The 23,312-nt window shown below is 63.2% G+C and carries 22 protein-coding genes; 5 read left to right on the plus strand and 17 right to left on the minus strand.

What is annotated here, in order from left to right:
* Window positions 1-34: 34 nt before the first annotated feature.
* Window positions 35-1,720, minus strand: coding sequence for a sensor histidine kinase (locus NO877_RS16705; protein ID WP_256397492.1), 1,686 nt, complete (start codon window positions 1,718-1,720; stop codon window positions 35-37).
* Between the two features lie 193 nt (window positions 1,721-1,913).
* On the opposite strand from NO877_RS16705, the gene ligA reads away from it, so the two are divergent.
* Window positions 1,914-4,010, plus strand: a complete 2,097-nt coding sequence (ligA, locus tag NO877_RS16710; protein WP_256397493.1) for an NAD-dependent DNA ligase LigA — start codon at window positions 1,914-1,916, stop codon at window positions 4,008-4,010.
* A 2-nt stretch (window positions 4,011-4,012) separates the two neighbouring features.
* Here ligA and NO877_RS16715 read toward each other — a convergent pair whose 3' ends face one another.
* Both NO877_RS16715 and NO877_RS16720 read right to left on the minus strand, forming a co-directional pair.
* Window positions 4,013-4,831 carry an ABC transporter permease subunit gene (locus NO877_RS16715; protein WP_256397494.1) on the minus strand — a complete coding sequence of 273 codons (819 nt, stop codon included), beginning with the start codon at window positions 4,829-4,831 and terminating at the stop codon, window positions 4,013-4,015.
* Window positions 4,828-5,799: an ABC transporter ATP-binding protein gene (locus NO877_RS16720; protein ID WP_256397495.1), complete on the minus strand. Its 972-nt coding sequence runs from the start codon at window positions 5,797-5,799 to the stop codon at window positions 4,828-4,830. The genes NO877_RS16715 and NO877_RS16720 overlap by 4 nt, the downstream gene beginning before the upstream one ends.
* A gap of 660 nt (window positions 5,800-6,459) precedes the next feature.
* On the opposite strand from NO877_RS16720, the gene NO877_RS16725 reads away from it, so the two are divergent.
* Window positions 6,460-7,143 (plus strand): helix-turn-helix domain-containing protein, encoded by a 684-nt coding sequence (locus NO877_RS16725; RefSeq protein WP_256397496.1) that lies wholly within the window; start codon window positions 6,460-6,462, stop codon window positions 7,141-7,143.
* Between the two features lie 11 nt (window positions 7,144-7,154).
* On the opposite strand, the gene ddfA is transcribed toward NO877_RS16725, so the two are convergent.
* Together ddfA and NO877_RS16735 are read right to left on the minus strand one after the other, a co-directional pair.
* The gene (ddfA, locus tag NO877_RS16730; protein WP_256397497.1) at window positions 7,155-7,487 is read right to left on the minus strand and encodes a DdfA family disk-determining factor; all 333 of its coding nucleotides are present in this window, start codon (window positions 7,485-7,487) and stop codon (window positions 7,155-7,157) included.
* Between the two features lie 264 nt (window positions 7,488-7,751).
* Window positions 7,752-9,944: an ATP-dependent DNA helicase gene (locus tag NO877_RS16735; protein WP_256397498.1), complete on the minus strand. Its 2,193-nt coding sequence runs from the start codon at window positions 9,942-9,944 to the stop codon at window positions 7,752-7,754.
* 144 nt (window positions 9,945-10,088) lie between these two features.
* Here NO877_RS16735 and NO877_RS16740 point away from each other — a divergent pair, with 144 nt between their 5' ends.
* Window positions 10,089-10,577 carry a pyridoxamine 5'-phosphate oxidase family protein gene (locus NO877_RS16740; RefSeq protein ID WP_256397499.1) on the plus strand — a complete coding sequence of 163 codons (489 nt, stop codon included), beginning with the start codon at window positions 10,089-10,091 and terminating at the stop codon, window positions 10,575-10,577.
* Window positions 10,578-10,697: 120 nt separating this feature from the next.
* The gene (locus NO877_RS16745; RefSeq protein ID WP_256397500.1) at window positions 10,698-10,949 is read left to right on the plus strand and encodes a hypothetical protein; all 252 of its coding nucleotides are present in this window, start codon (window positions 10,698-10,700) and stop codon (window positions 10,947-10,949) included.
* 70 nt (window positions 10,950-11,019) lie between these two features.
* Here the strand turns inward: NO877_RS16745 and argF are convergent, their stop codons facing one another.
* The 9 genes from argF to NO877_RS16790 all read right to left on the minus strand — a co-directional run bounded on the left by argF (window position 11,020) and on the right by NO877_RS16790 (window position 20,213).
* Window positions 11,020-11,907, minus strand: a complete 888-nt coding sequence (gene argF, locus NO877_RS16750; RefSeq protein ID WP_256397501.1) for an ornithine carbamoyltransferase — start codon at window positions 11,905-11,907, stop codon at window positions 11,020-11,022.
* 5 nt (window positions 11,908-11,912) lie between these two features.
* Window positions 11,913-13,022: a [LysW]-lysine hydrolase gene (locus tag NO877_RS16755; RefSeq protein WP_256397502.1), complete on the minus strand. Its 1,110-nt coding sequence runs from the start codon at window positions 13,020-13,022 to the stop codon at window positions 11,913-11,915.
* Window positions 13,022-14,158: an aspartate aminotransferase family protein gene (locus NO877_RS16760; protein WP_256397503.1), complete on the minus strand. Its 1,137-nt coding sequence runs from the start codon at window positions 14,156-14,158 to the stop codon at window positions 13,022-13,024. The genes NO877_RS16755 and NO877_RS16760 overlap by 1 nt, the downstream gene beginning before the upstream one ends.
* Window positions 14,155-15,141, minus strand: coding sequence for an acetylglutamate/acetylaminoadipate kinase (locus NO877_RS16765; protein WP_256397504.1), 987 nt, complete (start codon window positions 15,139-15,141; stop codon window positions 14,155-14,157). The genes NO877_RS16760 and NO877_RS16765 overlap by 4 nt, the downstream gene beginning before the upstream one ends.
* A 25-nt stretch (window positions 15,142-15,166) precedes the next feature.
* Window positions 15,167-16,213, minus strand: coding sequence for an N-acetyl-gamma-glutamyl-phosphate reductase (gene argC / locus NO877_RS16770; protein WP_256397505.1), 1,047 nt, complete (start codon window positions 16,211-16,213; stop codon window positions 15,167-15,169).
* Complete coding sequence (gene lysX / locus NO877_RS16775; RefSeq protein ID WP_256397506.1) at window positions 16,210-17,094, minus strand: lysine biosynthesis protein LysX; 885 nt, start codon at window positions 17,092-17,094, stop codon at window positions 16,210-16,212. The genes argC and lysX overlap by 4 nt, the downstream gene beginning before the upstream one ends.
* Before the next feature lie 46 nt (window positions 17,095-17,140).
* Window positions 17,141-17,311, minus strand: a complete 171-nt coding sequence (lysW, locus tag NO877_RS16780) for a lysine biosynthesis protein LysW (RefSeq protein ID WP_256397507.1) — start codon at window positions 17,309-17,311, stop codon at window positions 17,141-17,143.
* Window positions 17,312-17,485: 174 nt separating this feature from the next.
* Complete coding sequence (gene argH, locus NO877_RS16785) at window positions 17,486-18,982, minus strand: argininosuccinate lyase (RefSeq protein WP_256397508.1); 1,497 nt, start codon at window positions 18,980-18,982, stop codon at window positions 17,486-17,488.
* Between the two features lies 1 nt (window position 18,983).
* Window positions 18,984-20,213, minus strand: coding sequence for an argininosuccinate synthase (locus NO877_RS16790; protein WP_256397509.1), 1,230 nt, complete (start codon window positions 20,211-20,213; stop codon window positions 18,984-18,986).
* Window positions 20,214-20,394: 181 nt separating this feature from the next.
* Here NO877_RS16790 and NO877_RS16795 point away from each other — a divergent pair, with 181 nt between their 5' ends.
* Window positions 20,395-20,517 (plus strand): hypothetical protein, encoded by a 123-nt coding sequence (locus tag NO877_RS16795; protein ID WP_256397510.1) that lies wholly within the window; start codon window positions 20,395-20,397, stop codon window positions 20,515-20,517.
* Between the two features lie 51 nt (window positions 20,518-20,568).
* Here the strand turns inward: NO877_RS16795 and NO877_RS16800 are convergent, their stop codons facing one another.
* The 3 genes from NO877_RS16800 to NO877_RS16810 form a co-directional block, all read right to left on the minus strand.
* Window positions 20,569-22,026: an MATE family efflux transporter gene (locus NO877_RS16800; RefSeq protein ID WP_256397511.1), complete on the minus strand. Its 1,458-nt coding sequence runs from the start codon at window positions 22,024-22,026 to the stop codon at window positions 20,569-20,571.
* On the minus strand, window positions 22,023-22,601 hold the full coding sequence (locus tag NO877_RS16805; RefSeq protein WP_256397512.1) for a TetR/AcrR family transcriptional regulator: 579 nt from the start codon (window positions 22,599-22,601) through the stop codon (window positions 22,023-22,025). Before NO877_RS16805 ends, NO877_RS16800 begins: the two co-directional genes overlap by 4 nt.
* An 80-nt stretch (window positions 22,602-22,681) precedes the next feature.
* Complete coding sequence (locus NO877_RS16810) at window positions 22,682-23,299, minus strand: dolichol kinase (protein WP_256397513.1); 618 nt, start codon at window positions 23,297-23,299, stop codon at window positions 22,682-22,684.
* Window positions 23,300-23,312 lie beyond the last annotated feature (13 nt).

Consider the following 23,312-nt stretch of genomic DNA (forward strand, 5'->3'; position numbering starts at 1 on the left):
AGGACATAATCGACTGTCAGCGTGCTGCCGGTGCTCAGGTCATGATCTCGAACCGCGCACCACCGTGGTTGCTGTCGGCAACACCGATCCGCCAGCCGTGGGCCTCGACGATGCGTTTGACCACCGCGAGGCCAATCCCAGTGCCCTCCTCGTCGGTGGTGTAGCCGAACTCGAACAGCGACGCCTCGTCGGTCTCGGGAACCCCCTCGCCGTCGTCTTCGACCGCGAACCCGCCGGGGGTTTCGGTGACGTACACTGTCGAGGCCGCGCCGTGGTCGTTGGCGTTCCGGAACAGGTTTTCGAGCGCCTGTCGGAGTCGGGCGGGATCGGCCTCGACCGTCCGGTCGGCCTCGACGACGAGTTCGAGGTCGCCCGTTTCGGCGGTTCGCCACGCCTCGGTCGCACACTGGTCGATCGCGACCATCTCGGGATCGTCGACGGCCTGGCCCTCGCGAGCCATCGTCAGCAACACCTCGATGAGTTCGTCCATCCGCTCGTGTGACTCCACGAGCTGCTCTACCCCGGTTTGGAGCGTCTCGGTATCCGGCTCGTCGTCTGCCAGCTCCCTGTCGATCACTTCCGTCCATCCCGCCGCTGTCGACAGGGGATTTCTGAGGTCGTGGGAGACGATATCGGCGAACTCTTCGAGCCGATCGTTCTGTTCGCGGAGCCGCCGCTCGCGCTGCTTTCGGTCGGTCACGTCGTGGAGGACGACGACGTGGCCCTGTGTGATCTCGAACTGATCGGTCACCGGGGTCACCTCGATGTCGTAGACCTGTCGCCTCCCGCCGTCGGCCATCATCGAGAGTTCGGTCGGCTCGGCGGTCTCACTGAGTGCGGCGCTGATCGCATCGGTGAGCTCTCCCTTATCGAGCCCATCGAGGGGCTGCTGGCTGGCGAGTCCGTCGACGATGCCCTCGGCGGCCTCGTTGGCGTCGATGATCTCGTGGTCGGCATCCAGGATCAACACGGGATCGGCCATCTCGCGGAAAAACCGGTCGGAGGCGACCGGCGCGATCTTCAAGAAGTCGTACCGGTAGAGCGCGACACCGATGACGACCGCCTGAAAGACGAAAAAGACCGACGTGATATCCAGCTGTGGGTGGAGCCGGAACTCACTCACGAACAGCACCGTCGAGGCCGTGACGACGACGGCCGTCAGGAGGATCGCACCGGCCTGATACCGATAGAGGTTCCGCGTGTTCCACATAAACCGCCCCAACAGGACGAACGAGACGCCGAGCAGACAGTAGGTGAACGCCAATTGGGCGAGGACGATCGGCCCGAAGACCTCCGCCGACAGCACGAACCGGCCGAACTCGCCGGTCACGATCTCCCTGACGGCCAGTCCGTTGGGGTTGAGTAGCCGCAGGACGCTGTAGACGCCGATCTCCGCCAGTAGTATCGACCCCGACCAGTCCGGCAGCCACTCGTCGTCGCCGGTGTACTCGATGACGAACAGGAACCACATCACCGCAGCAGTCGAGGCACTGATCGAGTGGGCGGCCAGCGCGGCAGCCGAGAGCAGTCCACCGCCGCTGAGAATCATGACGAAATAAAAGCCAGCCCACGCGCTGTCGGCCGCCAGCAGTCGGGCATACGAGTCCGAAATTGGATGTTCCATCCGACGCCACGAGTAGACTGCCAACACCAGACTCACCACGGCAGCCAACAGGACGAGCGAGACGACGAGAACACCGAGCAGTGCGCCATCTCCCATTATCTCCGCTAACGTGTTGGTAAATATATATTCTAGCCCTCCGAATATCGATTCCAATAATTCTGGGCGGCTGGGTCGGTCCGTGCGGCTCCCGATACCATCGGCCCGATTTCCGATTTGAGAGCCGTCGCCCCTCGCCGTTCGAGACTGTCTACAGTAAACCGTATGAGGAGTCGGCCAGTAGCCCACGCCAATGAGCCACGTCGACGAGTCGAACCCCTATCTCCGCGACCCACCCTTGGAATTCGAACCGGTCGACTCGCTGTCCAGCGCCGAGGCCGAACGCCGGACCGAACAGCTCCGCGAGGCGATCCGGGAACACGACCACCGTTACTACGTCGAGGCCGACCCCCTGATCGCCGACCGCGTCTACGACCTGCTGTTCGAGCGTCTCCAGGAGCTCGAAGCTGCCTTCGATCTGGCCGACCCCGACAGCCCGACCCAACGCGTCGGCGGCGAGCCGGTCGCGGAGCTCCGGACGGTCGAACACACCGCCCCGATGCTCTCGATCGACCAGAGCGGCGAGGCCCAGGACGTCAGGGAGTTCGACGAGCGCGTCCGCCGGGAACTCAGCGCCGAGGGGTTCGACGCCACGGGCTACGTCTGTGAACCCAAATTCGACGGTATCTCGCTGGAGGCAGTCTACGAGGAGGGTCGACTCCAGCGCGCAGCGACCCGCGGCGATGGCCGCGAGGGTGACGACGTGACCGCCCAGGTCCGAGCCATCCCCTCCATCCCGCAGCGACTCCGCGGCGAGTACCCCGACTTCCTCGCCGTTCGCGGCGAGGTATTCATGCCGAAAGACGGCTTTCGAGCGCATAACCGCGAGCGGATCGAACGCGGCGAGGAGCCGTTTGCCAACCCTCGCAACGCGACGGCGGGAACGATCCGCCAACTCGACCCCTCGGTCGTCGCCGACCGCCCGCTGGACTGCTTTTTTTACGGCATTATGGCCTACGAGGACGCCGACCGTGACCGCCCTGCCACGCAGTGGGACGAACTCCAGGCCTTCCGTGAGTGGGGATTCAATGTCGACGACCGCGCCGAGCGCGTCGACGACATCGAAGCCGCCATCGACTACCGCGACGAACTGATGGCCGACCGCGAAGACCTCAACTACGAGATCGACGGCGTCGTCATCAAAGTCGACGACGTTGCCGCCTGCGAGGCCCTCGGTACCACCGCCCGCTCTACCCGGTCCGCATTCGCGTATAAATTCCCCGCCCGCACCGAGGTGACGACGATCACCGACATCGTCGTCCAGGTCGGCCGCACTGGGAGGCTGACGCCGGTGGCGCTCCTGGAGCCGGTCCAGGTCGGCGGCGTCACCGTCTCCCGTGCTACCCTGCACAATCCGGGCGAGATCGAATCGCTGGGCGTCGACGTCGGCGACACCGTCCGGGTGCTACGGGCGGGCGACGTGATCCCCTACATCGAGGAGGTCGTCGAGGATACGAGCGGCTCGACCTTCACGTTCCCCGACACCTGCCCCGTCTGCGACAGCCCGGTCGAACGCGATGGCCCGCTGGCGTTCTGTCCCGGCGGGCTGGCCTGTGAGTCCCAACTCGAACGCGCCATCGAACACTACGTCAGCCGCGGCGGCCTCGACATCGAGGGGTTGGGCCCCGAGCGCATCACACAGCTCCAGGAGGCCGGATTCCTCGATTCGCTGGCCGATCTCTACCGACTTGAGGCCGAGGAACTGGCCGAACTGGAGGGCTGGGGCGAAAAGAGCGCCCAAAACCTCGTCGAGGAGATCGATGCGGCCCGCGAGCCGCCGCTGGATTCGTTTTTGACTGCCGTATCAATCCCCGAGGTCGGCGGCTCGACCGCCACCGAACTCGCCGCCGAGTTCGGCTCCCTGGAGGCGCTTATAAATGCCCAGCCGGAGGAGCTGGAGGCCGTCGACGACGTCGGGCCGATCGTCGCCGAGAAGATCCAGGACTTCTTCGACACGCCGGAGAACCGTGCGGCCCTCGACGAGCTGCTCGACGCGGGCGTCGACCCCGAGTCGGTCGACACCGACCGATCGGCCGCCGAACTCGACGGGCTCACGTTCGTTTTCACCGGCTCGCTGTCGGTATCACGGAGCGACGCCCAAGACCTCGTAGAGGCCCACGGAGCCAATGCGACCGGCAGCGTCTCGGGCAATACTGACTATCTCGTGATCGGGGACAATCCCGGGCAGCGAAAGCAGGACGATGCGGCCGCAAACGACGTTCCGGTGCTTGAAGAAAACGAATTCGCGGACGTGTTGGCCGACCACGGCATCGAGTGGCCGCCTGCGTAGGGCTACAGGTCCCGCCGCTGGAAGACCAACAGCCCCACGAGCGGCGCGGCCAGCAGCCAGAACAGCAGCATCGACAGCGCCGCCACCTGCAGTCCGGCGGTTTCTCCGGCAAACAGCTGGCCCTGCAGCAACGCGTTGGTCAGCCCCCGAAACGCCGAGGCGGGGTTGCTGAGGAACAGCGCGTTGCTGATGGCGGTACCACTCACGGGAACCCACTCCGGCAGTGCGGAAATCGCTATTTGGAGTGGGAACTGGATGATCTCCCAGAAGGGAACGAACAGGAAGTAGAGCCCGATTGCCCCGCCCAGTGCGACCCGCTGGGATGGTGCAGCCGCCGACCAGCCAACCGCGATGGCGACGAACACCGACATCAACAGCGCAACCAACAGCGTGTAGCCAATGTAGCTCACGATATCGAGCGAGAGCGGTCCGAGCGCGAGGATCACCGCCGGAACTACGAAGCCGACAATGATCGCCGTCGATAGCGCTGCCGACCGTCCGGCGACTTTGCCGAACACCACGTCGGCCCGTGAGTGTGGCAGTGACAACAGGAGTTTGAGCGACCCCGACTCGCGTTCGCCCGTCACCGCACTGTAGGCGATCACGAGCGCGATCAGCGGGACCAGTGTTCCCGAAAGGAGCCCCATGAAGTTCGCACCCAAAAGCGCGTTCGTACTGATGGTTTCACCGCCGGTCGAAAGACGGAGACTCACAACCGCAATGAGCGCAACGAGGCCGACAAACAGCCCAGTCAGCCCCTGCAGCCACCGCGAGCGGATCGAATCCTCGAAATCCTTCCGGGCGACGACGAGCCAACTCATTGGCCGCCCTCCGGCGTGGCGACCGCTGGCTCTCCGGTCCCGGTTCCCTCCTTCTCGACGACACCCTCGCCATCGGTATACGAGAGGAACAGCTCTTCGAGCGAGGTCGACTCGGTTTCGATATCCTGGATCTCGATGCCAGCCTCGCCCAGCGTCGAGATCACGTCAGTCTTCACGCCCGCTTCACAGGAGACGGTGACCATCGACCCGTCGACCGCGGCTCCCGAGACGCCGTCGAGTCGGCGAACGGCGTCCAGGTCGTCGTCGGTGGCGTCATCGACAGTGAGAATCAGCGTCGCCTCGCTGTCGCTGGCCTCCCGCAGTCCCTCGATGCTGTCTTCGGTGACGAGTTCACCCTCGTGGAGGATGCCCACGCGGTCGCAGACGGCTTCGACCTGGCCGAGGACGTGGCTCGAAAAGAAGACTGTCGCCCCACGAGCGGCTTCGGCTTCGACGATCTCCCGCATCTCTCTGGCTCCACCGGGGTCCAGGCCGGTCGAGGGTTCGTCGAGGATCAGGAGTTCGGGTTCGCCGACGAGTGCCATTCCAAGCGCGAGCCGTTGGCGCATTCCTTTCGAGTAGCCACCGGCCGGGCGGTCGGCGGCCTCCGAGAGTCCGACCCGGTCTAAGATCTCCGCTGGGTCGTCGTCGGCCTCCTTCGAGTCGATGGCGAACTCGATGTGTTTTCGCCCGGTGAGGCGGCTGTAGACGTCGAACCCCTCGGGGAGGACGCCGATGCGCTCGCGGAGCTCGGCGCCTGCGGCCTCGACCGGCTCGCCGAGGACGGTGATCGTTCCCTCGGTTGGGCGGACGAAATCCAGGAGCATATTGATCGTCGTCGATTTGCCTGCGCCGTTCGGGCCGAGAAAGCCGTAGATCTCGCCGGACTCGACGGTGAGATCCAGATCGCGGACGGCCTCGATGTCGCCGAACCGCTTTGTGACGCTGGAGAGCTGAATAGCTGACATCTAACTGGACGTTACTTCGGTTGCCGATAAAACGTTGCGGCTCGACCTTTTCCGCCTCGGGTTCGCCAAAGGCGAACCGCTCGGCGCAAAAACGTCCTCAGAAGTCTTCGACTTCTGATGGGCTGCGGTAGAGCTCTGCTCTACCGAACGTCGATGAAAAAGGCGGACGGCTCTGCCTTCGGCCTCGCTGTCCGGGAACCGCGCTCGCTCCGCTCGCGCCGATGCTGGTGCTGAACGCAGCCGCCACCTACTCCAGGCCACAGTTAAGTAATAAATTACCGCACCTATACGTCGATATAAATAGCCACGGGAGACAACCGCTTCGTGTACTCCGTCTGTGCGAGCAGTCGACCGTTAGAGATGGTTGGGAGACTGCGCTGTTACAGACGACTATTCAAGAGTCATTTGTCGACTCGTCAGGGTCAGTTGATCGGTTGCAAGACTGGTCGAACCAATTTACTGAATTATAACGTAGGTAGTAAGACTCAGTCGTATCGTTCTCACCTGTCTTTATTTTTTCTACACCCGCTAGTACTTTCATACATCGTCTGATTGCCTCCGTATGAGTTGAAGTAATTGTGCACAAGAACCAAATTTCAGGGCCACGAAGAATTCTTGATGGTTCCCCATAACAGCGAGAAGTCGGAGTCGACCGATTCCGTGATCGAAGTCGAGTTTTCAATTAGTGATTCGAAATACCCCTTCGTGGCTGCGACACAAGATGGTGATTGCATGATTGAGCTTGCCAAAATGGTACCTCGAGCGGACGCAAAATATGCTGAATTCTTCAAAATATCTGGGATAAGATCAGACAAGATCCTCGACCTTGCCGGGTCCTACGAAACATTAGAAGTATTCGTCCTCCAAGAATATGAAGACGGAGGGCTCTTTGAATTCGTTGCGTCTGGAGACTGCCCAGCGTACACACTCGCGGAGCTCGGCGCGCTTCCACGGGAAGTCATAGCTGTCGACGGAAACGGTCGCATCGTAGCTGAAATCCCTCAGCACTATGATTCATCTGCGATTATCAATCAGTTTCTCGATGAGAATTCTGATGCACAACTCGTTTCGAAACAACAACAGGATTCCATCTCGTCAATCTTTACGCGATCAGCATTCCAACAGATGCTTCAATCTGATCTGACCGACAGGCAGCTTGAGGTTCTGCGAGCGGCCTACAATGCGGGGTACTATGATTGGCCGCGCCAAGCCAGCGGGAAGGGCGTTGCAGAAGATCTTGGCATCACATCAGCCACTTTCTCAGAACATATTCACGCCGCTGAACGTAAGCTTCTCACCATCCTCTTTAGTGATTCATGCGAAGAGCAAATTGAGATGAATTAGTGAATTGGGGCTCAGGGATTGGCAGCCGCCCGTGAATAGAGAATTATCTGCTGACTGTTTTGGATGGTGACGAGGTAGCCTTCATACTGAAATGAAACGATGGTTTCTTGAGATGACGGAGGGGTTTCAGATGGCATTTTAAATAATCGATCAAGTGCGTCCGGGTCGACCACGTTATAGAGTGGTTCCAATCGCTCCGGAGAAACCTCAGTTGCAGCTGCCACAGCCCTAATTACGTTGTGTGAGATGGATTCATCTGGGTCAATTGTATAATGAATACTAATGTGATTATCATGTCTGTTAGCAGATTTATCATCTGGCGCAGTTTCATTTTTTCGTACCATCGTATGCTCAATCAATCTGATAAGTTTCAGGTATGACTGACTATTAAAATAATCCCCTACAACTCAAGGGTGGTTCGTGATAGCGAATGAACAACTCTCGTCGGACTATGCACGGTATGACAGCAAGACTGCAAGCGCCGGACTTTTTACGCCGATGAAAAAGGCGGATGGCTCGGCCTTCGGCCTCGCCGTCCGGGAACCCCGCTCGCTTCACTCGCGCGGATGCTGGTGCTGAACTGTTCTTCTGAGTATTTCATATCTCTCTCACGGTTTCGGCGGCTCGCCGTCGTAGGCCGCGTGATCGGTATAAAAATTCAGCATCGCAAATTTCAGTTTCTCGGGATCGATGTCGACCAGCTCTTCGCGCTCCTCCACGGGGAAACTCTCCCGGACGCTGTATTTCCCCATATCCGCGTCCGTGTACCGTCGATCGGCCAGAATTCGCACCCCGAAATCCTCCGGCGATCGAATCACTCGCCCCAAGGCCTGCCGCGTTTTTCTGACGGTTGGAATCTCCACGGCGTAGGCCCAGCCCGCATCCCGCGTGCGCCGCTGGTCGCTGTAGGCGCGGTTGTAGGCGTCCTGGACCGCCTCCATTCGCTCGGACAATTGGGGATACGGCACGCCGACGACCACGACCGTCCGAGCGTCGTCGCCGTCGAAGCTCACGCCCTCGGCGAGCGTCCCCCACAGCGAGGTCAGGAGGGTCGCGTTGTCGCTGTCGACGAACCGCTGGCGCAACTCCTCGGTCGGCGTTCCTGACTCGTCGAGGATCAGCGTGCCGAGCCCGTGGCCCTCGATTCCCCCGCCACCGAGCCGGTCGTAGTACCGCTCGGCCTCCGAGTACGACGGGAAGAAGAGTAGGGTGTTGCCGGGGGTGAACTGCACCACGTCCTGGAGCATCGCCGTAATCGTCTCCTGTGTCTCGGGGTCGTCGCGTTCGCTGGCGAACAGCGGCGGCACGTCGGCCGCGTACGTTCGTCGGTTCTCTTCGGGATAGCCGAGTTCGTAGGCCAGCCGCGCCGGTGAATCCAGCCCGAGTACGTCCTCAGTCACGTCGAACGGCCGGAGCGTTGCACTCATCAGCACGCTGGCGTAGACCTCGTCGAACAGCTCGCGGGTCACCTCCCGCGGAATACAGGTGTAGAGCTCGGCCCGGCCGTAGACCTCCTCGGTCGCCCCGTCGCGCCGGACGCCGACCATCGGATGCTGGCCGAGTTCGCCGCCCTCGGACATCCACGTACTGATAAATCCGGCCGCCTGCAACGTCTGGCACTCCGAGCGGGTCGTCGACTCGCCGTTTTTGTACGCCTGTTCGTACTCCTCGTCCAGCACCTTGCCCAACTGCACCGCAAGCTCGGTCTCGATCTCGATGCCGCGGCCCTCGTAGCGCTGCAGAAACGCCAGCGTCAGGTCGTCGCGCCTGTCGTCGTTGGCCACCGAGATGTCTTCCCAGTTGTCGCCGATCCGCTGGCCAGCCAACTGGGAGCCGACGCCGTCGTCGTAGGTCGACTGCAGCGCGTCGAGAAACGCCCCGATCACGTTGCGGGCGGGCTCGGCACGCGAGTCGTCGAGATCCTCCAGTTCGTCGAGCGCCGACTGGAGGGTGTTCTCTGTCAGCGTCCGGGTGGCGTGATCCCGCGCCGCGCCCTCGATGTTGTGGGCCTCGTCGAACACCGTGATCACGTCGTCGGGATCGCGGTCCAACCACCGGAAGAACTGCTCGCGGATCATCGGATCGAGCAGGTGGTGGTAGTTGCAGACCACGAGGTCGACGCCCTCCATCCCCTCCTTCAACAGCTCGTACCCGCAGAGTCCCTGCTGGTCGGCGTATTCATATACGTCGTCTGGCGTCCGCACGTCATCAAAGAGCCACGAGAAGAACTCGTCGGTGTCGTCGGTGAGGTTGTTGTAATAAAAATCGCAGACGTTGCCGTCTTGTAACTCCTGGAGTTCGTCTTCCACCGAGTCGAGTTCGTCCATCACCGCACTGCGGGCCTCGATCGCCTCGGAATCGCCGTCTTGACTTGCATCCAGGAGCTCCTGTTGGCGGGCGGCCAGCTGCTGTTTGTCGGTCTCGGTGTCGACCAGCTCCCGCGTGGTATCCCGGAGGCTCTGACACTCCTGATACCCCACGTCGATGTGGCACATCTTCGCCTTCCCCTTAAAAACGACCGCGCGGATCGGCTCAGTGCGGGTGATCGCGCGGGCGTCCTCGACGAACTGCCGCATCTGCTGGTGGACGTTGGTCGTGATGACGACCGTTTTGTCCTCTTCGCGGGCGTATTCGAGGGCGGGGACGAGCGCCGACAGCGTCTTGCCGGTGCCCGGTGCACCCTCTAAGAGGACGTCCCGGCCCTGATCCAGCGAGTTGTCGATCCGGTCGATCGCCTCCCGCTGGTTCGGATACGGCTCGTCGTACGGAAAGAACCGTAGCTGGTCGTCTGCGGTTGCCACAGCCCCTCTTTGGCCTCATCAGTTTAAAAGGTGTGGTGGCCACGGTGAAAGTGGTCGACCCGATTCGGTCCGTCGGCCTTCCAGAAACTATCGAAATCCGTCGGGAGCGACCGCTTATGCGGCTCTCGTCCGTGTGTCCTCTCTATGACCGTCGACGGCCTCGCCGAGTACGGAATGGAACCGATGACCGACGCGAACATTCGGAGCTTTCTGTCGAGCCGGAGTGTCGGCGTGTTGGGACTGCCGACCGACGGGGTGCCCATGCTCCGGCCGCTGTCGTTTTGGTTCGACGGCAAAGACAGCCTCTACTTCGTCTACGTCCTCGGCGAGGAGAGCCGGAAACACGACCTGAGCCAGCAGGTCGAGGCCGCCAGATTCCTCGTCTACAGCGCCGAGACGCCGTTCAACTGGCGGAGCGTCCTGCTGACCGGCTCGCTGAGCGAGGTGCCGGAGTCCGACCTCGCGCCACTGCTCGACGCCATGGAGATCCGATGGCGGCCGGACCTCTTCGAGCAGGCCAGCGTCGACGAGCCCACCGCGCTCTACCGCTTTGAGATCGACGAACGGACTGGCATCAAACACCTCGGACTGCCGCCCGGGTTCGAAGCCCCGGCCGACGACCGGGTCGACTGAACCGGTTACCGGACCGCGCCCAGCTACTCTCAGACGGTCGATAGCTGTTGTGGTGCTGTGCGCCACTCATACCGTCCCGAGGCAGTGTGTTCCGCTTCCTACGCATTGTTAACAGTTGAGATGGCAACCAAACATCCCACTCGAACGGCACTCGTGGCAGACCTCGCAGACTGGAAAGTGGGCGTCATCGGCGGCCTTGGCGGTGGCCTCGTTTTCGGCATCCTGCTATCGATGCTGATGCCCGACATCATCGGCGGGGCGATCCCCGGCCTCTACGGCTTTAGCAGCGGCGTCGCTGGCTGGACGATCCACATGGCCCACTCGGCGGTGCTCGGCGTCGTCTTCGCCGGATTCGCCCGCGCGGTCTGTTAGGGCTGTTGTACTCAGTGTTCACCAGCCGGTAGTCGACGATTACTTTTTAAAAACGGCTCTCGGGAGACGGTTACCCGAGCAGTTCGACCAGCAGCGCCTTCTGGGCGTGGAGCCGGTTTTCGGCCTGATCCCAGACGATCGAGCGGTCGCTTTCGAGGACCGCGTCGGTGATCTCCTCGCCGCGGTGGGCCGGGAGGCAGTGCATGACCTTCGCGTCGGTACCCGCAAGCAGTTCCTCGTTGAGTTGGAACCCCTCGAAGGCCGCGAGTTTCTCCTCGCGTTTGTCCTCTTCGCCCATGCTGACCCAGACATCGGTATACACGACATCCGCCCCCTCGATAGCAGCCTCGGGGTCGGTGTAGATTTCCGGTTCGCTGCCGAGTTCGGTCGCCCGGTCGACGACGGCGTCGTCCATCGGGTACTCCGAGGGTGTCGCCACCGTGAGGTCGATCCCGGCCAGCGCACAGCCGATCGCGAACGACTGGCCGACGTTGTTGCCGTCGCCAACCCACGCGACCTGGACGTCCTCGTCGAACCGCTCGCGGATCGTCAGCAGATCGGCCAGCGTCTGACATGGGTGTGCGTCATCGGTTAATCCGTTTATAACCGGAACGTCGGCGTACTCCGCGAGGATTTCGGCGTCCTCGTGGCTGAAGAGGCGGGCCATGATCCCGTCGACGTAGCGACCCATCGCACGGGCGGTATCTTTTAAGGGCTCGCCGTGACCCAGCTGGATGTCCTCGGGACCCATGAAGATCGCGTGACCCCCTAATTGGGTCATTCCGGTCTCGAAGGAGATCCGGGTTCGGGTGCTTGGCTTTTCGAACAGCATCCCGAGGGTCTGATCCGAGAGCTGGGCGTCGTCCTCGCCGTTTTTCAGTGCCGCCGCACGCGCCAATACCTCGTCTACCTCGTCGGCCGTCAGATCGTCAATGTCGAGAAAGTTATCCGTGTTCATGGCTCTCACTCCGTCGGTTCGCTGTGCTTGCTGTCGCCTGTCTCTACGCCCAGTTGCTCACAGACCTCGATCAGCACGTCGATCGAGTGATCGAACTCGGCGAGCGAGAGGTGCTCGTGGGGCGTGTGATCGAGGTTCGAATCGCCAGGACCGTAAGAAACGATCGGACAGCCCCACTCGTCGGCGTAGATGTTCATATCCGCGGTGCCGGTTTTCCGTAGCAGGCGCGGATCGCCGCCCTGCTCGCGGATCGCCACCCGGAACAGCCGGGCAACCTCGCTGCGAGGGCTGGTCATCACCGCCGGGATGAACTCCGTCCAGTTGACCGTCCCCGTCTCCAGTTCGGCATCGGAGAGCTCCCGGACCTCCTCGGGGGTGCGCTCCGGCGGCACTCGGAGCTGGAACTCCATGGTCGACTCCATCGAGAGCCCATCCACTGAAATTCCGCCCTCGAACTCGACGGGTTTGGTCGTCACCTGTTCGAAGACCGGAATCCACTCGTCGGGTTCGAAAACGTCCTCGACGCGCTCCCACCAGCTCATGGCGTGCTGGATCGCGTTCGGGTCGGGCCGGGAGGTGTGGCCGGACTCGCTCGTTGCGACGTAGGTGCCCTCAAGCAGCCCCCGGTAGCCCAGCGTGATGCCGTCCCAGCCCGAGGGCTCGCCGTTGATGATCGCCTCGGGTGCCTCGCGGTTCTCGATGAGGTGCCACGCGCCGCGAGAGGTCGACTCCTCGCCGACAACACCCACGAATGAGGCCCCCGTTTCCACTGCAGCGATCGCCATCGCCGCCAGCGGGCCGGTGGCGTCGACGCTGCCGCGGCCCCAGAGTTCGGGGCCCTCCTCGCCGTCTTTGATTTCGACCGGAATGTCTCCCGGTACGGTGTCGATATGCGAGGTCAGGAGGATCGTATCGTCACCGGGCGCGCGGACGTTGCCGATATCGTCGATCCAGACCTCGCGGTCGTGGCGCTCGAAGAAGGCCGCCAGCGCCTCGGCGGCCTCGGTCTCGTTGCCCGACACTGAGGGGATCGAGACGAGCTCCGTCAGGAGTTCGCGGCCCTCGGTGTCGACCGCGGGATGGTCGAGCACGCTCTCGCTGGCTTCGACCGCCATTACGAGAGTGCCTCCGTCAGGGCGTCGACAACAGTGTCGACGTGGTCTTTCTCGATGATCAGCGGCGGCAGGAACCGGACGACGGTTCGGCCCGCGGGCAGCGCGAGCACCTGATGGTTGATCGCGAGATCCCGCAGCACGCGGTTCGCGCCGCGTTTGACCTCGACACCGATCATCAGGCCATTACCGCGGACCTCCCGGATCGGCAGATCGTGTTCCTCGGCGGCGGCCTCGATCTCGGCAGTCATGTAGTCGCCGATCTCGTCGGCGTGGGACGGGATCTCCTCGCTCATCAGAGTCTCCAGCGTTGCGTTCGAGGCGGCGGCGACCACTGGCCCACCCGAGAAGGTCGAGCCGTGGTTGCCGCAGTCCTCGGCGATCCAGTCGGCACACAGCGTCGCGCCGAGGGGCATTCCGTTGGCAATTCCTTTCGCGCTCGTGAGGATGTCGGGGACGACACCGGCCTGCTCGCAGGCCCACAGCGTGCCGGTTCGGCCGACGCCGGTCTGGATCTCGTCGAAGACGAGTGCTGCGCCAGCGTCTTTGGTCACCTCGCGGGCCGATTCGAGATAGTCGACTGTCGCGGGGTGAATCCCACCTTCGCCCTGCACCGGTTCGAGGAAGACCGCCGCCGTCTCGTCGTCGACCACCTCGGCCAACTCCTCCTCGTCGCCGTAGCTGACGAACTCGATGTCGCCGGCCAGCGGCTCGAAATCCTTCTTATATTTCTGTTTCCACGTCATCGCCAGTGCGCCCATCGTGCGGCCGTGGAAGGCGCGCTTGGTGGCGACGATCTTCGAGTTGCCGGTCGCGCTGCGGGCGAACTTCATCGCGGCCTCGTTGGCCTCGGTCCCGGAGTTACAGAGCCACACCTTCGAGAGGTCGCCGGGTGCGAGATTGGCGAGCCGCTCGTAGAGTTCCGTGCGGACGTCGACCGGGTACGACGCCTGCACGTAGGTCAGCGTCTCGGCCTGATTCTGGATCGCCGCGGTCACGTCGGGGTGGCTGTGGCCCAGCGGCGCGACCGCGTAGCTCGCACCGAAGTCCAGATACTCGGTGCCGTCTTCGCTGTAGAGATACGGCCCCTCGCCGTGGTCGATGTCGATGGGTTTCTCGGAGAAAACGAAGCCGCTCATTGGTCCGCCTCCGCTGGTTCGTCTTCGGTGGCGTCCAACGCGCTGCGGTGGATCGTCGTCCCGCTTCCACCGAGGGCGTCGGTCACTGGCGCGTCACTGTTCGCATCGGCCACGTAGACGGCTGGCGAGCCGCCGTCGAGTGCTTCTGTCGCTGCCATCACTTTCTTTGTCATGAATCCTTCCGCTGCCGTCTTGACTGCCGCCAACTCCGCGGGCGTCGACGCCGACTCGATCAGCGTCTCCGGATCGTCCGGATCTTCGTAAATTCCGGTTACATCCGTCAGCATGATAAGCTCACCGCCGAGTGCGCCCGCGATTGCGGCCGCCGAGCGGTCGGCATCCGCGTTCACTGGGGTTACCGACCCATCCTTGTTTTCGCCGAGCATCGGCACGCTCACGATCGGCGTATAGCTATCCGCCAACAAATCGGTCAGTAGCTCGTCGTTCACGTCGGTGATCTTCCCGGAGTGGTCGCCGCGTTTGATCTTCTTTTTGCCGTCTTCGAGCACACGGACCGCTGACTTGCGCGGGCCACTCAAGAGGCCGCCGTCGACGCCCGAGAGACCGATGGCGTCGACGCCCGCATTCCGAAACAGCGTCGTCAGTTCGGTGTTGAGCTTGCCGGCCATCACCATCTCGAAGACCTCGATGGTCTCCTCGTCGGTGAAGCGGCCAGTGACGCCGCCGGGCGTCTCGACATAGGTCGGCTCGATCTCCATCCGTTCGAGCGTCTCGTCGACCGCCGTCGAGCCGCCGTGGACGACGACAACGTCGCGGCCCTCGTCGACGAGTTCGGCGATGTCGCCGACCGCGCCCTCGGGGTCGACGGCTTTCGCGCCGCCGATCTTTACCACGACCGGGGGCCGTCGGCCACCGTCGGTCGCAAGCTGGTTCGCCTGGTGGGCGGCCGATTCGGTCGACTGGTCGTCTGCGCGCGGCTCGGAAATACGAACGTCACGCGCGTCTGTGGTGTATCCGGTCATAGTAAAATCGTCAAACGGGTCGACGCTATGGCGCGCCGACCGGGTGGAGGCCTGCGAACTCGAGGCCCGCAGTCTCGTCGAGGCCGAGGGCGACGTTCGCGCCGTGGATTGCCTGTCCGGCCGAGCCTTTCATCATGTTGTCGATCGCCGAGAAGGCGACGATGCGCTTGTTCGAGGGGTCGAGTTCGAAGCCGACCTCGCCGATGTTGGTCCCGGCGACCGCCTTCGGCTCGGGGTAGCGGTAGACGCCACCGCCGCCGGCGACGAGTCGCATGAACGGCTCGTCCTCGTAGCTGCCGCGGTAGGCCTTCCAGAGGTCCCCTTTTGAAACTGGTTGGCCGGGGAAGACGTGACACGTGGCCGACGAGCCGCGGATCATATCGACCGCGTGGACGGTAAACGACACCGAGATACCGAGGAACTGCTCGATCTCGGCCTCGTGGCGGTGGGAAATCGGTGCATACGGGCGGACGATCCCCGAGCGCTCGGGGTGGCTTGAGGCCGCGCCGCCACCTGCGCCACCCTCCGAGGAGCCGACCTTGACGTCGACGACGATATCTTCGCCGCCGCTGAGGATGTCGGCATCAAAGAGCGGTTTGAGGCCGAGAATCGTCGAGGTGGCGTTACAGCCCCCGCTCGCGATGAGTTCGGCTCCCGGCAACTCCTCGCGCGTGAGTTCGGGAAGCGCGTAGACGCTCTTATCGAGGTATTCGGGCGCGCTGTGGCCATCGTACCACTCCTCGTACTGTTCGGCGGTGTTGAGGCGGAAGTCCGCCGAGAGGTCGACGACCGTGTCGGCGTGCTCGTAGAACGTGTCGATCTGCTCCATCGAGACGCCGTGTGGCGTCGCCGCGAAGATCACGTCGACAGATTCGAGGTCATCGGGCGAGCTAAATCGCAGGTCGAGTTCCCGGAGGTTCGGATGGGAGTGGCCGACCGTTTTGTTCGCTTTCGAGCGGCTCGTGGCCTGTGTGATCTCGAAGTTCGGGTGGCCAGCCAGCAGGCGCAGCAGTTCGCCGCCGGTGAAGCCGGTGCCGCCGATGACTGTCGCGGTGTAGGTCTCGCTGCTCATGCAGTCGTCAACTCCTCGTTTTCGGCCGCTGCTTTCGATTCCAGCCAGTCAACGACCGCGGCGGGCACGTCGACATCCACGCAGCTATCGAGGGCTTTGAACTCGACATTGTGGTTGATCTCGTGGACGGTGTACTCGCCGCTTTCGGGGCCGCCGACCTCCATCAGGTCGACGCCCAGCAGCCCGCCACCGACCGCGTCGCTGGCCTGTTCGACCAGCTCCAAGGCCCTGTCGTCGAGTTCGAAGTCGTCGGTCTCGCCGCCCTTGGCGGCGTTGGTCAGCCAGTGGTCCGACGTTCGCGTCATCGCGGCGACCGGCTTGCCGTCGGTTGCCAGCACGCGAATATCGCGGCCCGGCTTGTCGACGAACTCCTGGATGTAGAACACCTTGTGCTCGTAGTGGCCCAGGACCTTCTTGTGCTCCAGGATCGCCTCGGCAGCACTTTTCGAGTCGATCTTGGCCATCAGTCGACCCCATGATCCCACAACCGGCTTCAGGACGCAAGGGTAGCCGAACTCCTCGATGGCCTCCATCGCCGAGTCAGTGGTAAAGGCGACTTTGGTTTCGGGCGTCGGCACGCCAGCGTCGTCGAGCGCGAGGCTGTTTTTGGCCTTGTCGGCACAAACGTCGGCGGTCTCGGGACCGTTGACGACCGGGATGCCGTAGTGGTCGATAAAGCGGGTGGCGTACAGCGACCGGCTGGTCGACAGACAGCGGTCGACGACCAGATCGAGGTCCTCGATATCGGCGGTCGTGCCGTCGAGGCCGAACTGGTGTTTCCGAACGTCGATCTTCGTGATCTCGTGGTCCCGCTCCCGCAGCTCGCCGAGCAAGAGCTTCTCGTCTTTGCGAATCCGCGAATAAAGAATTCCAATGTTCATAGGTGTGTGGTCGGGCGTGAAAACGCCACCGCGGTCGTCGCCAAACTTACTCGCCCCAGTCCTCTTCGAGTTCGGGGGCCGTCTCCAGCTCCGGCGGGTCGACGGCGATGACTTCGAGTTCGGCACCACAGGTGCCGCAGTCGATGATCTCTCCGACTTCCAGATCGTCGTGCAGGGAGACCTCGGCCCCGCACTCCGGACATTCTGCGTCTGTCATGTGCGTACTCACGACTTCCCCACCTATATACTTAAACACATCGAACTTGTTTGAAAGTTTACAATAAGCGGAGAAGCCACTACGGGAGAATTAGCGGGCGTCGGCAGTTCGTCGAAATCCTCGGCTGGATTTCATGTTGGTGTGTTGCCCCCACGAGGGGGTCGCCGCAGTCGTCTATACATACTGGTCGACCTCCTTGGCCAGAGTCGTTTCGGCCTCATCCAGCGCGGCCTGCCTGTCGGCCAGCGCGTCGCTGTCGTCGGCGAGCGTCTCCCGTGCGCCCGCGATGGTCGACTCGACGGCTGCGGTGGCCGGGCCGCCCTGCGAGTCGCGGCTCTCGACGCTCTGGGCGGGATCGAGGGCGGCGGCGACGGCCTGCTCGTCTACGTATTTAAATAGTGACTCGCCGAGTACGTCCTCGGTGGCCGAATCGAGCAGGGCGGCCGAGACTCCCGTGTCCCTATCTTCGGCCTCCTCGGCGGCCAGTGCGACCACCTCGTGGGCCGTGCGGAACGGGAGCCCAGCCATCGCCAGCAGGTCGGCGATCCCGGTCGCCGTCGAAAAGCCTGCCCCGGCCTCGTCGGCCAGCAGCTTCTCGTTCCAACTCGCGGTCGACACCGCTCCCGCCGCGACCGCCGAGGCCTCGACGACGGCGTCGACCGCCCGGAACGTGTGCGGATGGGCGCGCTGTAGATCACGGTTGTAGGCCTGCGGCAGCCCTTTAAGTGTCGTCAGTAGCCCGGTCAGCTCGCCGGTTGCATCGCCCGCCACCGCACGGGTGAGTTCGAGCGTGTCGGGGTTCTTCTTTTGGGGCATGATCGACGAGGTCGAACTGTAGTCGTCCGAGAGGTCGATATACCCTTTATTAGCGAAGATGACGATATCTTCAGCCAGTCCCGACAGCGTCGTGGCGTGGATCGCCAGTGCCGCCGTCGCCTCGGCGAGGAAGTCACGGGCCGACGATGCGTCCATCGAGTTGTCGACAACTCGATCAAACCCGAGCAGCGCGGCGGTTCGCTCGCGGTCGATATCGAACGGCGTGCCCGCAAAGGCTGCCCCGCCAAGGGGCGATTCGTTGGTTCGGTCGTAGGCATCGAGCAGCCGCGCTGTATCGCGGCTGATGGTCGACGCATACGACATGAGGAAGTGACCGACCGTGATCGGCTGGGCGGGCTGGAGATGCGTGTAGCCAGGCATCAGAGTGTCAGTGTGCTCGGCCGCCGCGTCGATCAGGGCCTCACGCAGTGCGAGCGTGGTTTCGATGGCCTCCAGCAGGTCAGCACGAAGGCGGTAGCGAATACACGCCGCCACTTCGTCGTTGCGGCTCCGGGCGGTGTGCATCTTCCCGCCATCGGGGCCGATGCGGTCGATCACGGCCGATTCGATAGCTTCGTGGACGTCTTCCCCGCCGGAGAGGTCACCGTGGCCCGCGTTTTCGACATCAGCCAGCGCGTCGAGAATCCAGCCTGCCTCCTCATCGCTGATGATCTCCTGTTCGGCGAGCATGACGACGTGGGCGCGGTCGACCGCGAGATCCGCCGTAAAAATACGCTCGTCGCCAGCGAGACTCGACAGGAACTCACGGGCGGGGCCGCCGCTGAAGCGGTCCCGGCGGACGACTGTCTCCTCGCCCTGCGCCACGTCGCTGTCGTCCGTCGAGTCTCCGGACATCTTATTCGCTGTCGCCGCCGTCGGCGGCTGCTTTCGTTTTGGCGTCTTCGGCGGCCTTCTTGGCCTGGGCGGCAATGCGGTCCTGGTAGCCGTGGTATTTGGCAACACCCGTTGCGTCCTCTTGGGTGATCTTGCCGACCGTCTCGGTATTGAACGAGGCCGCATCGGCGGAGTAGACGGCGTACTCGCTGGACCGGCCGACGACGCGGGCCTGGCCACCCTCGAAGCGGATCGTCACCGAGCCGGTGACTTTCTGCTGGGTCTCGTCGATGAAGCCCTCAAGCGCCGCAACGAGCGGCCCATCCACGAGCCCTTCGTAGCCTTTCTGACTCCACTCGTTGTCGACCTGCTTCTTGAAGTCGCGTTCTTCCTTCGTGAGGACGAGCGATTCGAGGCCCTCGTGGGCGTTCAGCAGGGTCGTGGCTGCGGGGTGCTCGTAGTTTTCGCGGACTTTGAGGCCGAGCATCCGGTCTTCCATCATGTCGGTGCGACCGACGCCGTAGGAGCCCGCCAGCTCGTTGAGCTCCTCGATGAGCGCGATCGGCTCCATCGCCTCGCCGTTGAGCGCGACCGGATAGCCGTCTTCGAACTCGAGTTCGATCTCTTCGGTCTCGCCGCTCGGCGCGGTGGTCCAGTCGTAGATCTCCTCGCCGGGGACGTGGTCGGGCTCTTCGAGGTCGCCGCCCTCGATCGAGCGACTCCAGAGGTTGGTGTCGATCGACCAGGTGCCCTCGTTTCCGGCCTGCACGGGAAGGTCACGTTCGTCGGCGTACTCGATCTCCCAGTTGCGGGTCATCCCCATCTCGCGGACGGGGGCGATGACTTCGAGATCGGAGGCGCGCCAGACAGCCTCGAAGCGGAGCTGGTCGTTGCCTTTGCCGGTACAGCCGTGGGCGATCCCGTCGCAGCCCTCTTCCTGGGCAACGCGGAGGATGGCTTTGGCGATCACGGGACGGGCCAGCGCCGTGCCGAGTGGGTAGCCCTGATAGTCCGCGTTCGCGCGAACCGCGTCGAAACAGAGGTCGGCGAACTCCTCTTTGGCCTCGACTACGTGATGCTCCAGGTCGAGGGCCTCGGCGGTCTCCCGGGCCTCCTCGAACTCTTCGGCCGGTTGGCCGACGTCGACGGTCACACCGATTACTTCGTCGTAGCCGTACTCCTCTTCGAGAACCGGCACACAGACGGTCGTATCGAGACCGCCGCTGAACGCCAGTGCCACACGCTTTGTCATTGGCTACTACGAATAGAGAGGGGAACTTAAATTCAGCGTTTCTATTTTCCGAAAATAGTGTCATAGAGCAGGCTACGCACCTAAAAACGAGGAGTCATGAAAACGAATCGACGGCCGAACCGCGGGTGCCTACTGGCACCACGCTGGCTCGATCGTCAAAACGAGGCGAGGTCGGCCACGTATGGCCGCCCCGCTCGCGGTAGTCGCCGTAGCCGCCGCTGCCGGATCGGAGCCAACAGGCGTGGTCGACGACTCGCTGCCATTAGCAGTGGGTTTTGGGCTCTGCTACAAAACCGTTGCGTGATTGTCCGTACCGTGTGTACTGACCACATCCAACACTCCGTCCCGACCGGGGCTAATCGTCACCGGCCGAGGCGTCGACCTCGGGCCCGTCGACTACCTCCGGGGTCCCACGAACGTCGCCCTCGCGCCACGTCCCGCGCCGGAACCAGAGCCACGCGATAACCGCGCCGGCGACGTTCGAGACGAAGAAGGCGGTCCAGATCCCCTCGACGCCGTAGACCAACTCGGCGTAGGGGATCGGGAGCCGGTACTGTGAGGCGACGTAGGCAACCGGCAGCCGGATCCCTCCAAGGGTGAGGATGGCGATCGCCGCGGCGACGAGCGTTTTGCCCGCCCCGCGGAACCCGCCGGTAAAGGCCCGCATGATGCCCGTGAAGCCGAACGACAGCGAGACGTACCGGAGGAGCGTAGCGCCTTCGTCGAGTACGGCGGGGTCGTCGGTGAACACGCTGACGATAGGTGTCGGCACGAGGAAAATGAGGACGCCCACGAACCCGAGGATGGCGAACAGGCTCTTGGCCGCGAGGTAGTTGGCCGCCTCGGCCCGGTCGTACTTTCCGGCCCCGATGTTCTGGCCCGACATCGTCTCGACGCCGCGAGCGACCGCAACCGCGGGCAGGAAGATAACCGACAGCACGCGGGTTCCGATCCCGAAGGCCGCGACGACCGAGGTCGAAAACAGCCCGACGACGACCAACAGCGCGTTGATCGACACCGCCCGGCCGGTCCCCTCGATGCTCGCCGGCACGCCGATCCGCAGGAGCTTCCGGAGGAACTCGAAATCCGGCCACATATCACCGACGTTGATCTGGATGCCGCGGCTGCCCGACAGCATGATTCCGATCCCGACAATCATCGCCAAACTCCGCGAGAAGACGGTCGCGATCGCCGCCCCTTCGATCCCGAGCTCGGGGAACGCGATCGGCCCGACCGCCCAGCCGTTGATCAAAAACGGATCGAGGATCACGTTGATAATAACCGTCCCCAGCATCACGACCATCGGCGTGATCGTATCGCCCGACCCCCGCATCAGCGCGATGAAGACGAAGAAGCCGAACATAAACGGCAAGCCGAGGGCGATGACCTCCATGTAGGCGGCTGCTCCCGGCAAGACTTCGGGTGAGGCTCCCAACAGGGCGAGGAACGGCTCGACGAACGGGTAGCTGGCCAGTCCCAAAACGAGCGAGCCGACGACGGCGAAGGTGACCGTCTGGGAGGCGGCGTACTCCGCCTGTGCGGTCTCGCCCGCCCCGGTGTGCTGGGCGACCAACACACTACCCGCTACGGAGAGGCCCATCCCCAGCGATATGAGCAGAAAGACCATCGGGAAGCCGAAGGAGATCGCCGCCAGCGCCTCCGTCGAGTAGCGCCCGAGCCAGAACGTATCGGCCAGATTGTAGGCGGTCTGCAGCAGGTTCGTAATCACGATCGGCAAGGAGAGATACACTAGCGGCTTGAGGATGCCGCCCTCGGTCAGTTCGAGCTCCTCCTGTCCTTTAAAAAAGCTCACGCGGCCCCCTCCGGACTCCAGCCCAACTGTGCTTCGAGATAGTCTTCGACCACCCGCCGGGTTTCGTCGGGATCTTCGCCGAGTGCGACCATCCGGACGTGGCTACCGTTGATCATCGTGCTGACCGTCCGGGCGACCTCCGCGGTGTCGACCGCGTCGAAATGGCCAGCCTCGATGCCCGCTTCCACAGCGTCCTGGACGACCCCTCGAAGCGCGGCGTCGAGTTCGCGGAACCGCTCGCGGTAGGTGTTGTGGAACGGTGCTTGGGCCTTTAGCTCCATCAGCGCGATCGGGAACTCGTCGTCGGGCTCCGAATCAAACACCGCATCGAGAAACCCCGCCAGCCGATCGCGGGGGTCGGCGGCCTCGCAGTCGACCTGCCGTTCGAAGCGGTCGATCAGATCGTCGAGAAACGCATCCAGGAGTTCCTCCTTCGTGTCGAAATGGTAGTGAATCGCCGCCGTCGTCACTGATGACGCCTCGGCGATGCGCTGCATTGTGAGGTCGGCGTAGCCGTACTCACAGAGGCTCCGACCGGTCGCACGGATGATCGTCTCGGTCGTCTCCGATTCCATGTTCGCCCACAACTTACTGACTAGTTAGTAAATGGGCTTCGGTTGCCCGGAGCCGATTCCGGATTTATAAACGGAGCCGCTCAGAAGCCGAGCGGATCGAAGCCGGTCTCGACGCCGAGCAGCCAAAAGACGCCCGCAATACCGACCGCGGCGGCCAGCGGGATCGTGAGGTTGTCGTCGACGGCCACTCCACGGATGATCGGCTTGATCCCGTCGGCGATCGCTGCCAACAGTGCGCCACCGGCCGCGGCGGCCGCACCGGCGGCAGGGGTGCTCCATGCAGCCGTAAACGGCACCGCGAGCAGGAAACAGAGTCCGAAAGTCGCGCCGATCACTGCCGGGCGCTTGTGTTCGTGGGCCCCGTTGTCGCTCAGCGCGCCGCTGATCGGATCGGCGACCGCCAGCATCAGGACGGCCGGAAGCGTGACGCTCGGCCCGAAGGTCACCGCGACCAGTGTGACGCTCAGCATATAAAAGGCGTAGCCAGCCACGCTGTCGGCCTCGTAGGGGCGGGTGAGCTCGTCGTAGAGCCAGTGGTTCAGCCCGACGACGAGCCGGAGGAACTCCAAAACGAACGCCACGGCTGTCACGCCGAGCATGAAGTACCGCAGCTGGTTCCACGTCGCCAGATCGAGCAGATACAGCAGTGGCATCCCGACCCCGCTGGCGTGGACCGCCCGCCGACCGTACTCGCTCATCTCGGACTCCGGC

Origin of the sequence: Halohasta litorea (assembly GCF_024494645.1) — an archaeon.
Classification (GTDB): Archaea; Halobacteriota; Halobacteria; order Halobacteriales; family Haloferacaceae; genus Halohasta; species Halohasta litorea.